Annotated in this window: 13 protein-coding genes and 1 pseudogene; 11 read left to right on the top strand and 3 right to left on the bottom strand. The window is 67.4% G+C overall.

Annotated elements, in window-relative coordinates:
* Positions 1-106: 106 nt before the first annotated feature.
* Positions 107-1,600, bottom strand: coding sequence for a deoxyribodipyrimidine photo-lyase (locus IV113_RS25665; RefSeq protein WP_291091199.1), 1,494 nt, complete (start codon positions 1,598-1,600; stop codon positions 107-109).
* A gap of 77 nt (positions 1,601-1,677) precedes the next feature.
* Between IV113_RS25665 and IV113_RS25660 the strand changes: the two genes are divergently transcribed.
* The 7 genes from IV113_RS25660 (at position 1,678) to IV113_RS25630 (ending at position 8,746) form a co-directional block, all read left to right on the top strand.
* Positions 1,678-2,265, top strand: a complete 588-nt coding sequence (locus tag IV113_RS25660; RefSeq protein ID WP_291091197.1) for a YqgE/AlgH family protein — start codon at positions 1,678-1,680, stop codon at positions 2,263-2,265.
* Positions 2,266-2,390: 125 nt separating this feature from the next.
* The gene (gene ruvX, locus IV113_RS25655; protein ID WP_291091195.1) at positions 2,391-2,765 is read left to right on the top strand and encodes a Holliday junction resolvase RuvX; all 375 of its coding nucleotides are present in this window, start codon (positions 2,391-2,393) and stop codon (positions 2,763-2,765) included.
* Entirely contained in the window at positions 2,762-3,268 is a 507-nt protein-coding gene (gene pyrR, locus IV113_RS25650) for a bifunctional pyr operon transcriptional regulator/uracil phosphoribosyltransferase PyrR (protein ID WP_291091193.1), read from the top strand. Before ruvX ends, pyrR begins: the two co-directional genes overlap by 4 nt.
* The gene (locus tag IV113_RS25645; RefSeq protein WP_291091225.1) at positions 3,265-4,227 is read left to right on the top strand and encodes an aspartate carbamoyltransferase catalytic subunit; all 963 of its coding nucleotides are present in this window, start codon (positions 3,265-3,267) and stop codon (positions 4,225-4,227) included. Before pyrR ends, IV113_RS25645 begins: the two co-directional genes overlap by 4 nt.
* A gap of 112 nt (positions 4,228-4,339) precedes the next feature.
* Entirely contained in the window at positions 4,340-5,680 is a 1,341-nt protein-coding gene (locus IV113_RS25640) for a dihydroorotase (RefSeq protein WP_291091191.1), read from the top strand.
* Entirely contained in the window at positions 5,677-6,432 is a 756-nt protein-coding gene (locus IV113_RS25635; protein WP_291091189.1) for a lysophospholipid acyltransferase family protein, read from the top strand. The genes IV113_RS25640 and IV113_RS25635 overlap by 4 nt, the downstream gene beginning before the upstream one ends.
* Positions 6,433-6,616: 184 nt before the next feature.
* On the top strand, positions 6,617-8,746 hold the full coding sequence (locus IV113_RS25630) for a PQQ-dependent dehydrogenase, methanol/ethanol family (RefSeq protein ID WP_291091188.1): 2,130 nt from the start codon (positions 6,617-6,619) through the stop codon (positions 8,744-8,746).
* Between the two features lie 64 nt (positions 8,747-8,810).
* Here the strand turns inward: IV113_RS25630 and IV113_RS25625 are convergent, their stop codons facing one another.
* Positions 8,811-9,455 carry a glutathione S-transferase gene (locus IV113_RS25625; RefSeq protein WP_291091187.1) on the bottom strand — a complete coding sequence of 215 codons (645 nt, stop codon included), beginning with the start codon at positions 9,453-9,455 and terminating at the stop codon, positions 8,811-8,813.
* A 96-nt stretch (positions 9,456-9,551) separates the two neighbouring features.
* Between IV113_RS25625 and IV113_RS25620 the strand changes: the two genes are divergently transcribed.
* The 3 genes from IV113_RS25620 to IV113_RS25610 all read left to right on the top strand — a co-directional run bounded on the left by IV113_RS25620 (position 9,552) and on the right by IV113_RS25610 (position 11,978).
* On the top strand, positions 9,552-9,950 hold the full coding sequence (locus tag IV113_RS25620; RefSeq protein WP_291091186.1) for a DUF2946 domain-containing protein: 399 nt from the start codon (positions 9,552-9,554) through the stop codon (positions 9,948-9,950).
* A gap of 122 nt (positions 9,951-10,072) precedes the next feature.
* On the top strand, positions 10,073-10,567 hold the full coding sequence (locus tag IV113_RS25615) for a copper chaperone PCu(A)C (RefSeq protein ID WP_291091185.1): 495 nt from the start codon (positions 10,073-10,075) through the stop codon (positions 10,565-10,567).
* Positions 10,568-10,571: 4 nt separating this feature from the next.
* Positions 10,572-11,978 carry a PepSY domain-containing protein gene (locus IV113_RS25610; protein ID WP_291091184.1) on the top strand — a complete coding sequence of 469 codons (1,407 nt, stop codon included), beginning with the start codon at positions 10,572-10,574 and terminating at the stop codon, positions 11,976-11,978.
* Here the strand turns inward: IV113_RS25610 and IV113_RS25605 are convergent, their stop codons facing one another.
* Positions 11,979-13,094, bottom strand: a complete 1,116-nt coding sequence (locus IV113_RS25605; RefSeq protein WP_291091182.1) for an ABC transporter ATP-binding protein — start codon at positions 13,092-13,094, stop codon at positions 11,979-11,981. It abuts the gene before it with no gap.
* A 144-nt stretch (positions 13,095-13,238) separates the two neighbouring features.
* On the opposite strand from IV113_RS25605, the pseudogene IV113_RS25600 reads away from it, so the two are divergent.
* Positions 13,239-13,575 (top strand): annotated as a pseudogene (locus tag IV113_RS25600) (iron ABC transporter permease); the annotation flags it as partial.

Raw genomic sequence — 13,575 nt, 5'->3', positions numbered from 1 at the left:
TTCAGGCGGGTGGAGGCTGAGGGCGTTTTGCCGCCGGGCCGCCCCAAGGCAAAACAGCCCCCCGGGGGGGCAGCGGACCACGCGCAGCGGGGGAGCGTGGGGGCCGTTAAGGCGAAGCCGGGATTTTTCCCGGCTTTTTCACGACTGCGTAGCGCAGCAAAGTCTGCTCGCGCGCCACGGCGTGGTCGATCATCGGGCGCGGGTAGGTCTTGCCGAGTTCCACACCGGCGCCGGCCAGCTCGATCTCCAGCGCCGTCCACGGCGCGTGAATGGCGGCATCGGGCAGGCCCGCCAACTCGGGCAGGTAGCGCCGGATGAACTTGGCCTGCGGGTCGAACTTCTCGCTCTGGCTCACCGGGTTGAAGATGCGGAAGTACGGCTGCGCATCACACCCGCTGGAGCTGGCCCACTGCCAGCCGCCGTTGTTGGCGGCCAGATCGAAGTCGATCAGCTTCTCGGCAAAGTAACGCTCGCCCCACTGCCAGTGGATGCCGAGGTCCTTCACCAGGAAACTGGCCACCACCATGCGCAGGCGGTTGTGCATGTAGCCGGTCTGGTTGATCTGGTGCATGGCCGCGTCCACCAGCGGGTAGCCGGTGCGGCCCTCGCACCAGGCTGCGAACAACTCCTTGCCGTGTTTGCCGTGTTCGAACTTGATGTGGTCGTACTCGGGCTTGAAGGCCTTCTCCACCACGTGCGGAAAGTTCGCCAGCACCTGGTGGTAGAAGTCGCGCCAGATCAACTCGGACAACCAGGTGCTCGCACCCACCAGCCCCTGGAGGTGCATCTGGTACGCCACCGTGGCCAGGTGACGGATCGAGATGGTGCCGAAGCGCAGGTGCACGCTGAGGTAGCTCGGGCCTTTGACGGCGGGGAAGTTGCGTGTTTCGTCGTAGCGGTCGATGCGCTCCACGAAGTCTTCAAACAGGCGGTGCGCGCCGCTGGCGCCCGTGGGCAGGGGCAGTTGCGACAGGTTGGTGGGCTCGAAGCCGATGTCGGCGAGTGTGGGCACCGGTTTCGCCCAGGCCGCCGGCACCGGTGCCAGGGTGCGCGCGTACTGCGCCACCGGATAGGCCTTGAGATGGAAGGGCGTGAGCGCCTTGAGCCAGGCGTTCTTGTAGGGTGTGAACACGCCAAACGCGTGGCCTGCCTGCGTGAGCACCTCGCGCCGCTCGAAGATCACGTGGTCCTTGTGGCTGTGCAGCAGGATGCCGGCGTGTGCCAGTGCGCCGAACACCTGGGCATCGCGCGCCAGTGCGGCGGGCTCGTCGTCGTGGTTGGCAAACACCGCTTGCACCGCCAGCTGCTGTGCCAGTGCTGGCACGGCCTTGGCGGCAGCACCGTGCATCACGATCAGACCCACATCGGCCACGCCGTTGTCGCGGCCCAGCGCGCGCAGCGAAGCGTCGAGCTCCACCAGGGATTCGCGGATGAACTCCACGCGCCGGTCGGCCCGGGGCAGGGCGTCGAGGATGTCGATGTCGAACACGAACACGCACCAGACCTGCCGGCACACCTTGAGCGCGTGGTACAGCGCGGCGTTGTCTTGCGCGCGCAGATCGCGGCGGAACCACATCAGGCCTTTGTCGTAGGTGTTCATGGGTCCGGGCGGGTGGTGCTGGAGCGGTGGCGGCATGCCACCTCTGGGGGGTACGGCAAGCGGCTTAAAATCGGCCGATGCCCGCTGATTTTGCCCCCATCAATCTCACCAATCATTTCCTGATTGCGATGCCCGGCCTCAGCGATGAGCTATTCGGCCGCAGCGTGGTGTTCATGTGTGAGCACAGCGAACGAGGAGCCCTGGGGCTTGTGATCAACAAGCCCAGCGACATCCTGCTGCCCCGCCTGTTCGAGAAGGTCGACCTGCCCATGGGGCGCGACGACTTGCTGGAGCAGCCCGTGTTCCAGGGCGGCCCGGTGCAGACCGAACGCGGTTTCGTGCTGCATGAGGCGGTCTCGGGCGAGGGCGAATCGGTGTACGCCTCCACGCTCTCGATCCCCGGCGGTCTGGAAATGACCACCTCCAAGGACGTGCTGGAGGCCATGGCTTCGGGAGCCGGCCCGCGCCGGGTGTTCGTGTCGCTGGGTTACGCCTCCTGGGGCCAGGGCCAGTTGGAATCGGAAATCACAGAGAACAGCTGGCTCACGGTCGAAGCCGACCCAGCCTTGATCTTTGATGCACCGGTGGCCGAGCGCTACGAACGTGCGATGGCGCTTTTGGGTTTGCAGCCCTGGATGTTGTCCCCCGACGCGGGCCACGCATAGTGGTGGAGCCCCCACGCTCCACCGCTTCGCGGGTCGCTGCCCCCCGAGGGGGCTTGGCCGGCCTTGGGAGCGGCCCGGCGGCCGGCCCGGTCGCCTCTTCAGTTGAAGTCCCGGTGCATTGCCAGATGTTTCTGGCTTTCGACTACGGCCAGAAGCGCACCGGCGTGGCCACCGGCAACCGCATCACCCGCAGCGCCACGCCACAGGCCACCATTGCCGCTGAGGGCGACGCGCGCTTTGCTTTGATTGCACAGCGGCTCAAAGAGTGGCAACCCGACGCGCTGGTGGTCGGCGTGCCCTACCACCCCGACGGCGCGGCCCACGAGAACACCGCGCGCGCCCTGAAGTTCGCCCGCCAGCTGCGCGGCCGCCATGGCCTGCCGGTGTTTGAAGTGGACGAGCGCTACAGCACCACCGAGGCCCACAGCCTGGGCGCCAAAGACGCCGACGCCGCGTCGGCCTGCATCATCCTGGAACAATTTTTGAGGAGCCTGCCTTGACCCAGTTGAACGCGGAGGCGCTGTACGCGCAACTCCTGCCCGCGGTGAAAGGCTTGATCGACGCCTCAGCCGCTCCGGTGGTGCTCGCCGGCATCACCTCCGGCGGCGCCTGGTTGGCCGAGCGCCTGCAGCGTGACCTGGGCCTGCCTGGCGAAGCCGGCGTGATCTCGTCGAGCATGCACCGCGATGACTTCGCGCAGCGCGGCCTGGCGTCCAGCGCGCAGACCGTGCTGCCCTTCGATGTGAATGGCGCGCACGTGCTGCTGATCGACGACGTGCTCTACACCGGCCGCACGTTGCGCGCGGTGATCAACGAGCTCTTCGACTATGGCCGTCCGGCCAGCGTGCGCCTGGCGGTGCTGGTGGATCGGGGTGGACGTGAACTGCCCATCGAACCCAATGTGTGCACCGCGCGCGCCGACGTGCCTGCGGACCGCTCGCTCGAACTCGCGCGCGACGACACCGGCCACCTGAGCTTCGTGATCGAACCCAAGAAAGCCTGACCGTGCGACGCAATCCCCAGCTCAACAAGAACGGTGAACTCATCCACCTGCTCTCTACCGAGGGCCTCTCGCGCGACATCCTCACGCAGATCCTGGACACCGCGGCCAACTTCGTGAGCGTGAGCAACCGCGAGGTGAAAAAGGTGCCGCTGCTGCGGGGAAAAAGCGTGTTCAACCTGTTCTTCGAGAACAGCACGCGCACGCGCACCACCTTCGAGATCGCGGCCACTCGCCTCTCCGCTGACGTGATCAACCTCGACATCGCGCGCAGCTCCACCGCCAAAGGCGAGTCGCTGCTCGACACCATTGCCAACCTCAGCGCCATGGCGGCCGACATCTTCGTCGTGCGCCACAGCGAGTCGGGCGCGCCCTACCTGATCGCGCAACACGTGGCCCCGCATGTGCATGTGATCAACGCCGGCGACGGGCGTCACGCGCACCCCACGCAGGGGTTGCTCGACATGTACACCATCCGCCACTACAAGCAGGACTTCACCAAGCTCTCGGTGGCGATCGTCGGCGACGTGCTGCACTCCCGCGTGGCGCGCTCCGACATCCACGCCCTCACCACGCTGGGCTGTCCCGACGTGCGCGTGGTCGGCCCGCGCACCCTGGTGCCGAGCGACCTCTCGCAGATGGGCGTGCGCGTCTGCCACACGCTGGAAGAGGGCATCAAGGACTGCGACGTGGTGATCACGCTGCGGCTGCAGAACGAACGCATGAGCGGCGCGCTGCTGCCTTCGAGCCAGGAATACTTCAAGAGCTTCGGTCTCACGCCCGAGCGCCTGCGCTGGGCCAAGCCGGACGCGATCGTGATGCACCCGGGCCCGATCAACCGCGGTGTGGAGATCGACTCGTCCGTGGTCGACGGGCCGCAGAGCGTGATCCTTCCGCAAGTGACGTATGGCATTGCGGTGCGCATGGCGGTCATGGGCATCGTCGCAGGGAACGAGGCATGAGCATGACCCCCACGCTCCACCGCTGCGCGGGTCGCTGCCCCCCGAGGGGGCTGGCCTTGCTTGGGGCGGCCCTGCGCTGCGGCCGTCTGATCGCTGAGCGAAAGAACCAACCATGAAGATCCTGATCCAGAACGGCCGCGTCATGGACCCGGCCACCGGCCGCGACGAGATCGCCGACGTGGCGATCGCTGCGGGCCGCATCATCGCCATCGGCAACCTGGCACCCGACTTCCACGCCGCCCGCACCATCGACGCCACGGGCTGCGTGGTCGCCCCCGGCCTGGTGGACCTCGCCGTGCGCCTGCGTGAACCCGGCCAGGAACACGCCGGCATGCTCGAAAGCGAGATGGCCGCGGCCGTGGCTGGTGGTGTGACCTCACTGGTCTGCCCGCCCGACACCGACCCGGTGCTGGATGAACCGGGCCTGGTGGACATGCTCAAGTTCCGCGCCGAGAAGCTGCACCTGGCGCGCGTGTTTCCTTTGGGCGCACTCACGCGCGGCCTGCAGGGCGAGGTGCTGACCGAAATGGCCGAGCTCACCGAGTCCGGCTGCATCGGCTTCGGCCAGGCCGAGGTGCCCATCGTCAACGTGCAGGTGCTGCAACGCGCGCTGCAATACGCGGCCACCTTCGGCTACACCGTGTGGCTGCGCCCGCAGGACTTCTGGCTCGGCAAGGGTGTGGCCGCCAGTGGCCCGCTGGCCACGCGCCTGGGTCTGGCCGGCATCCCGGCGGCGGCCGAAACCATCGCGCTGCACACGCTGTTTGAACTCATGCGTGCCACCCAGGGCAAGACGCCCGGAAGCACCAACGCACGTGTGCACCTGTGCCGCATCAGCAGCGCGGCGGGTCTGGCGCTGGTGCGCCAGGCCAAGGCCGAGGGCCTGCCAGTCACGTGTGATGTGAGCGTGCACAACCTGCACCTGACCGACATCGACATCGGTTACTACGACAGCCGCTTGCGCCTGCAGCCACCGGTGCGCCAGCAGCGCGACCGCGACGCTCTGCGCGCCGGCCTGGCCGACGGCACGATCGATGCGCTGGTCTCCGACCACAACCCGGTGGACAGCGACGCCAAGACGCTGCCCTTCGCCGAAGCCGAGCCCGGCGCCACCGCCGTCGAGCTGCTGCTCGGCCTGGCCTGCACCTGGGCGCAGCAGGACGGCCTGGACCTGATGCAGGCGCTGACCGTGCTCACCAGCGGTCCGCAGTCGGTGCTGGGCGCCAGCCTGGGCACGCTGCAGGCCAGCGTGGGCCGCCTCGCGGTGGGCGGCGTGGCCGACCTCTGCATCTTCGACCCCAACGCGAGCTGGACGGTGGAAGCGGGCGCGCTGCGCAGCCAGGGCAAGCACACGCCCTTCGGCGGACACGAGCTGCCGGTGAGCGTGCGCGCCACGCTGGTGGGCGGGCAGGTGGCTCACCAGGCGCTCGCCGAGCGGACCAGCACCGCGTGAACCGCCTGCGCGCTTCCTGGCGTGCTCTGCGTGTCATCGGCCACGTGCTGCGTGGCTTGTGGATGATCCGCACCGAATTCGGCCGGCTCACGCCGCCGCAGACCCAGTTGCTGGTGCGCGAGTGGTCGCGCCAGATGCTGACCATCCTGGACGTCGAACTGGTGGTCCAGGGCACGCCGCCCACACACGGCCCCTTGCTGATGGTGGCCAACCACATCTCGTGGCTCGATGTGCTGGTGATGAACGCTGCGCACCCCAGCCGCTTCGTCTCCAAGGCCGACGTGAAAAGCTGGCCGCTGCTGGGCTCGCTGACCACCGGCGCGGGCACGCTCTACATCGAGCGTGAAAGCCGACGCGACGCCATGCGCGTGGTGCACCACATGGCCGAGCGCCTGCGCGCGGGCGACATCCTCACCGTGTTCCCCGAAGGCACCACCGGCGACGGCCGCGCGCTGTTGCCCTTCCACGCCAACCTGCTGCAGGCGGCCATCACGGCCAATGCGCCGGTGTTGCCGGTGGCGCTGAGCTTCGTCGACCGCGTGCGCGGCGGGCGGCATGAGGCGCCGGTGTTCGTTGGCGACACCACGCTGATGGCCTCCATCTGGGCCATGCTGTGCGCCGACGGCGTGCAGGCGCAGGTGAGCTATGGCGAACCACAACCCCCACGCGGGCGCGACCGCCGGACCTGGTCGCAGGACCTGCGTGCGGCGGTGCAGCAACTGCAGGGTGCGGACACCGACACCGCGAACTGACGGCGGCTCGTCAGGGGCGGGTGTTCCACCCCGGAACACTTCCGGTTCAGGGAAATCCCGAAGGTGAAACTGGGCGGACACAGGAGGAACATGCTGGGGCCTGTTCTGGTGCGCGTGCGTGGCTCGCGACCGGGCGGGCGCCCCACAACAAGCCTGCTCGCAGCGGGTCGCACCAGGAGACACGATGAAACACACCCCACTTGCCCGCCTCGGGTGCCGGGCGGCAGGCTTGCTGGCCGCGTTGGCCCTGAGCGCAACGGCGTTGGCTCAAGCCCCTGCCAAAGGCTCGGCGGCGCACATCACCGCTGCGGTCAACAAGGTCAACGCCGCGTTCATGAAGAACAATGCGCAGCAGACACCCGACTGGCCGAGCTATGGCCTGGACTACGCCGAGACGCGCCATTCGAAGCTGAACCAGATCAGCACAGGCAACGTGAAGGAGCTGGGCCTGGTGTGGTCTTACAACCTCGAATCCAAACGCGGCGTGGAGTCCACCCCGCTGGTGGTCGACGGCATCATGTACGTCACCGCGTCGTGGAGCGTGGTGCACGCGGTGGACGTGCGCACCGGCAAGCAGATCTGGACCTTCGATCCCAAGGTGCCGCGCGAAGCCGGCTACAAGGGCTGCTGTGACGTGGTCAACCGCGGCGTGGCGCTGCACGAGGGCAAGGTTTTCGTCGCCGCGTACGACGGTCGCCTGATCGCGCTGGACGCCGCCACCGGCCAGCAGGTGTGGGAGAAGGACACCATCATCGACCGCAAGTTCAGCTACACCATCACCGGTGCGCCACGGGTCTTCAAGGGCAATGTGATCATCGGCAACGGTGGCGCCGAGTACGGCGTGCGCGGCTACATCACCGCCTACGACGCGAAGTCCGGCGCGCAGAAGTGGCGCTGGTTCACCGTGCCGGGCGACCCGAGCAAGCCGTTTGAAGACGCGTCGATGGAACGCGCCGCCAAGACGTGGGACCCCGCCGGCAAGTGGTGGGAAGCCGGTGGTGGTGGCACCGCATGGGACGCCATGGCCTTTGACCCCGAACTCAACCTGATGTACATCGGCACCGGCAACGGCTCACCATGGCAGCGTGACAAGCGCAGCCCGGCCGGCGGCGACAACCTCTACCTCGCGTCCATCGTCGCGCTCAATCCGGACACCGGCAAGTATGTGTGGCACTACCAGGAAACCCCCGGGGACAACTGGGACTACACCTCCACGCAGCCCATGATCCTGGCCGACATCAAAGTCGACAACAAGCCGCGCAAGGTGATCCTGCACGCGCCGAAGAACGGCTTCTTCTTCGTGATCGACCGCGTCAACGGCAAGTTCATCTCGGCGAAGAATTTCGTCGATGTGAACTGGGCCACCGGTTACGACAAGAACGGCCGCCCGATCGAGACCGCGCTGGCGCGCACCGGCGACCGCCCGCGCGAAATCATCCCGAGCGCCTTCGGTGCGCGCAACTGGCATTCCATGTCCTACAACCCTGCCACGGGCCTGGTCTACATGCCTGTGCAGGGCGTGCCGCTGACCTTGATGGACAACAAGGACTGGAAGTTCAACGGCGTGCGCCCGGGTGAACCGCACAGCGGCATGGGCTGGAACACCGCCAACTTCGCCAACGTGGAAGCACCCACCAGCAAGCCCTATGGCCGCCTGGTGGCCTGGGACCCGGTGAAGCAGCAGGCCGCCTGGACCAAGGAGCAGATCTCGCCTTGGAACGGCGGCACGCTCACCACCGCGGGCAATCTCGTGTTCCAGGGCACGGCCGACGGACGCTTCATCGCCTACAACGCCACCACCGGCGAGCAGCTGTGGGAAACGCCCACCGGGACCGGCGTCATCGCAGCGCCTTCAACCTACCTCGTGGACGGCAAGCAGTACGTGTCGATCGCGGTGGGGTGGGGCGGTGTCTACGGCCTGTCCATGCGCGCCACCGACCGCCAGGGCCCCGGCACGGTCTACACCTTTGCCGTGGGGGGCAAGGCGCAGCCGCCGGCCTTTGTGAAGTATCAGATGGACAAGCTGGTGGCCGGTGTGAAATACGACCCGACGCACGTGCCCTCCGGTACCGCGCTGTACGTGAGCAACTGCGTGTTCTGCCACGGCGTGCCGGGGGTGGACCGAGGCGGCAACATCCCCAACCTGGCCTACATGGACGCGTCCTACATCGAGAACCTCGACAAGTTCGTCTTCAAAGGGCCGGGCAACGAGCGTGGCATGCCCGACTTCACGGGCAAGCTGAGCATGGATGACGTGCAGAAAATCAAGGCGTTCATTCAAGGAACTGCAGATGCAATTCGCCCCAAGAACTGAACATCGCTGAGCCAAAAAAGCCGGGCAGCTGCCCGGCTTTTTCATGTGCGCTGCGCTGATTTGATCAACCCTTGGCGCGCTTGAGCATCACCTCGGTGTTGGTCTTGCGGTCCGCGTTCACGGTCTGCACCGCGGGGCGCTCGCCCAGCAGCTTCAAATACTCACGCACCGGCAGATCGGCCAGGTAGTCGCGGCCGTAGATGATCCTGGTGGCGTTGCTCACCAGCGGCAGGTGCACCGCGGCGGCGCAGTCGGCCAGGGTGAAGGTGTCGCCCGCGATGAAGGGCGAGAACTTCACCAGCTGGGTGAACGCCGCCACGTTCTTGGTGAGCTGCTCGCCGGTCTTTTCCTTGGCCGCGTCGCTCACCTTGCCGCCGAAGAAGGCCTCGCCATAGAGGTTTCGCGCCACCAGTTCCAGGTGCAGTTCGATGTACCGCACGATCTCGCGCACCTTGCCCTTTTCGAAAGCGTCGGGCGGCATGAGCGGGCGGGCGGGGTAGGCGTCTTCGATGTACTCGAGCAACACGGTGGACTCGGACAGCGGTCCCGCGGCGGTCTTGAGGTAAGGCACCTTGCCCAGCGGGCTGGCGGCCTTGTCGGTCTGGCCGAGCCAGGCCAGTTCTTCTTCAAAGGCCACACCTTTTTCGAGGAGAGCGAGTTTGACCTTGTTGTAGTAGTTGCTGGCCGCAAAGCCACAGAGTGTGAGCATGGACATGTCTCCAGAGAGGTTGCTGTGGCGCGATGGTAGTGGCTGTGTGCGTGGTGCACACGTCTCGCGGTTGACCCGGCTGATAAAATTCGCCCCATGTTGGCCCGTCCATTTCACCGTCGATTTGCAGCCTGGCTGGCCATGCTTGCCATGGTGTGCGGCGCGCTCGCGCCCACGGTGGCGCAGGCGGTGGTGGCCTCGCAAGGGGGCGCCGGTTGGGTGCAGGTGTGCAGCGCGAGCGGCATGGTGTGGGTGCAGGCCAGCGCGGCCGATGTGGCCGATGGCGAGGCCCTGGTCAACGCCGGCGAATCGCTGTCCGATGCCTCGCGCCACTGCCCCTGGTGCAACTTGCACGGCACCGCCGGCCTGCCGCCAGCGCAACTGCCGCCAATGGCATGGGCACCGCAGGCCGACCCGCCCCGCGCGCACACCCCCGGGCTCACGCCCGCCACCTTCTGGCCGGCCGCGCCTTCGCGCGCACCGCCACGGGCCTGACGCGCCTGCCGTCATCGGGCTGCGCTGCGCGTTCTGCGCACGAACCTTTTCCTCGAGCCGCTCGCCGCTTTCTGGCGTGAGACGGCCGATTCCCATTCAAACGCCTTTGCTTGCACACCTCCATGAAACAACTCTTCATCTCCACCCTGCTCGCCCTCACCGCCAGCGCCTGGGCACAAGTGCCCGCCAACGTCGAGGTGAAAGACGCCTGGGTGCGCGCCACCGTGGCGCAACAAAAATCCACCGGTGCCTTCATGCAACTCAACGCCAAGGCCGACACGCGCCTGGTCGAGGTCAGGTCGCCCATCGCGGGCGTGGTCGAACTCCACGAAATGGCGATGGACAAGGACGTGATGCGGATGCGCCCCGTCAAGGCGGGCCTCGCCTTGCCTGCGGGCCAGCCGGTCGAGCTCAAGCCCGGTGGTTACCACGTGATGATGATGGACCTCAAAGGTCCGGTGAAGGCGGGTGACGTGGTGCCCGTGACGCTGGTGTTCGAGGGCAAGGACGGCCAGCGCTCGACGCTGGACGTGAAGGCCACGGCGCGCCCGCTGGGCAATGCCGCCGCCGCAGCGCCCGCCGCTGCCGCGAACGACCACAGCCAGCACAAACACTGAGGCCATGAGCACCGCTCAACGCGCGTCCATCGCGGACGCAGGGACAAGGCCGTCCCGGTTTCACGCCGTCGCCTGGCGTTGGCACTTCTATGCCGGCCTGTACGTTGTGCCTTTTCTGCTCATGCTGGCGCTCACCGGCGCTGTCATGGTGTTCTTCACCGGGTTCCAGACCCGGCTCGGCTTCACGGTGCCAGTGGTGCCGCAGGCCGAGAGCTTGCCTGTGAGCGCTCAAGCGCAGGCCGCGCTGGAGCTGCGCTCGCAAGGCCGGTTGCTCGAATACATCGCGCCGCGCGCGCCCGATGAAGCGAGCTGGTTTGTCGTGAAGCGCGACGGCCTCACCGAGGCGGTGGCGGTGGACCCGCACACCGCGCAGGTGCTGCAACTGGTGGACAAGGAGAACACCGTGTTCGCCTGGGCCGAGCGCATCCACGGCACGCTGCTCATCGGTGACGTGGGCGACCGCTTGATCGAGATCGCTGCGGGTCTGGGGCTGGTGATGATCGCCACCGGTCTCTATCTGTGGTGGCCGCGTGGTGGCACAAGCTGGGCCCAGGTGCTGATGCCCGACCTGCGGCTCAAGGGCCGCCTCTGGTGGCGCTCGCTGCACGCCAGCGGGGGCTTCTGGCTGAGCGCGGTGCTGTTCGTGTTCCTGCTCACCGGCCTGTCATGGACGGGTGTGTGGGGCGCGCAGTTCGCGCAGCCCTGGGGCACGTTTCCCGCCGCCAAGTGGGACGCGGTGCCGCAGTCGGATGCAGCGCACGCCACGCTGAACACCGCCGGTCAGCACGAGGTGCCGTGGAGCCTGGAACAGACGCCGTTGCCCGCATCCGGTTCGGCCGCCGGCGTGGTGGGTGTGCCCGCCGGCCAGCCAGTGAACCTGGACTCGGTGGCCGCACTCGCGAAGCAGCTCGGCTTCACCGGCCAGCACCACATCCAACTGCCGCAGAGCGACACCAGTGTGTTCACGATCTCGGCCGACACCATGAGCGGCGACCTGAAGAACCCCACGCAGGACCGCACGGTGCACGTGGACCAGTACACCGGTCGTGTGATCGCCGAGGCGGCGTTCGCCGATTACTCGCTGGTGGCCAAAGGCATGGCGGTGGGCATCGCGTGGCACCAGGGCGACCTGGGCTGGTGGAACGCGGTGCTCAACCTGCTGTTCAGCGCGGCCACCGTGTTCCTCTGCGTCAGCGGCATCGTGATGTGGTGGAAGCGCCGGCCCGCGCGCAGCTGGCGCATCGAGGCTCCGCCGATGCCGCGCGATCTGCCACTGTGGAAAGGCGGCGCGGTGGTGATGTGCGGGGTGGCGCTGGCGTTCCCGCTCAGTGGTGCGGTGCTGCTCGCGGTGTTGCTGCTCGACTGGCTGGTCTTTTCCCGCCTGCCGTCGCTCAAATCGGCACCGACCTGATCAAACCAACTGCGAACGCGCCACGCCCGGCGCAGGCGGGCTGGACGCCCCCGATCCGCGCTCGAAGGTGACCACGTGGTCCACCTCGGCGCGGATGCCGATCCACTCGCCCACCGCGTGGTTGTGGTGCGAGGGCACGTGCGTCATCAGCACCTCGCCACTGGCCAGGCGCAGTGTGTAGAGAAACTCCGAGCCACGAAACGCCTTGCGCAAGATCTGCGCCTTCACCGGCGCGTTGTCGTCGTGCACGATGTCGTCGGCACGCAGCAGCACGTCGCACAGGCCCGAGGCGTAGGCCGTGGGCAGTGGGCATTCGTCCACGTCCTGCAGCGCGCCCAGCGGCGTCTGCACCGAGACCTCGTTGCCGTTCATGCGGATCTGCGCCGGCGCGAACACGCCGTGTCCGATGAACTCGGCCACGAAGCGCGTGGCCGGGCGGTGGTAGAGCGCGTAGGCGTCTTCCCACTGGTGCAGGTGGCCTTCGTGCATCACGCCGATCACGTCGCCGATGGCAAAGGCCTCCAGCTGGTCGTGCGTGACGAACAGCGCCGTGGCGCCAGCGGCTTTCAGGATGCCGCGCACCTCGTGCGCCAGGCGCTCGCGCAGGTCCACGTCGAGGTTGGAAAAAGGTTCGTCCAGCAGCAGCAGGCGTGGGCGCGGTGCCAGCGCGCGGGCCAGCGCCACGCGCTGTTGTTGCCCGCCCGAGAGCTCGTGCGGAAAACGCTTCTGCATGCCGTCCAGGCCCACCAGCTTGAGCACCTCGGCCACCCGCGCGTCGCGCTCGGCACGTGGCAGGCGGTCGATGCCGAAGGCAATGTTCCTGCCCACGTCGAGGTGCGGGAAGAGGGCGTAGTCCTGGAACACCATGCCGATGCGGCGTTGCTCGGCCGGCATGTGGTGCGTGCCGTCGCTGACCTTCTCGCCTTCGAGCGTGATGCTGCCGCCGCTGGCGCGCTCCAGGCCCGCCACCGCGCGCAGCAGAGTCGTCTTGCCGCAGCCCGAGGGGCCGATCAGCACCCCGATGTCGCCCGCGCGCAGCCCGAGCGAGACGCCGTCCACCGCGGCATGGGGCAGGCCGGGGTAGTGCACGCTGAGTTGGGAGACGTTGAGGAACATGGTGGTGCTTGTGGGTGGGTCATTGTAGATAACTACAATTCGCATTTGCATTGATGTGCATCAAAAGCCCCTCGCTGAACGCGGCGGGCCTGCGTGCCATCATCCCGCCCAGCCCTCTGTCTCCTCCCCCACCTCCCCCACTTCATGCTGCGTTGGTTGGCCCTCGCCCCGTTGATCCTGCTCGCGTGCCTGCTCACGCTGCCCGTGCTCTCGCTCGGCGGCTCGTGGTTCCAGTTCGACGCCGCGGCGCGCGACGTGCTCTCTCAGATGGCGCAGACCGTGTTGCCCGAGTACGCGCTCACCACCGTGGCGCTGTGCGTGGCGGTGGCTTTGGGTGTGGCGGTGGTGGGCATGCTCACCGCCAGCGCGGTGACCTTGTTCGAATTCCCGGGCCGGCGCTTCTTTGAATGGGCGCTGCTGCTGCCCCTGGCCATGCCGGCCTATGTGGTGGCCTACGCCTACACCGATTTTCTGCAGTTCA

This window comes from Hydrogenophaga sp. (assembly GCF_018780385.1).
In the GTDB taxonomy this organism is placed as follows: Bacteria; Pseudomonadota; Gammaproteobacteria; order Burkholderiales; family Burkholderiaceae_C; genus Hydrogenophaga.
The sequence above is the reverse complement of the archived record's forward strand: the minus strand, read 5'-3'. Positions and strand labels throughout refer to the sequence as shown.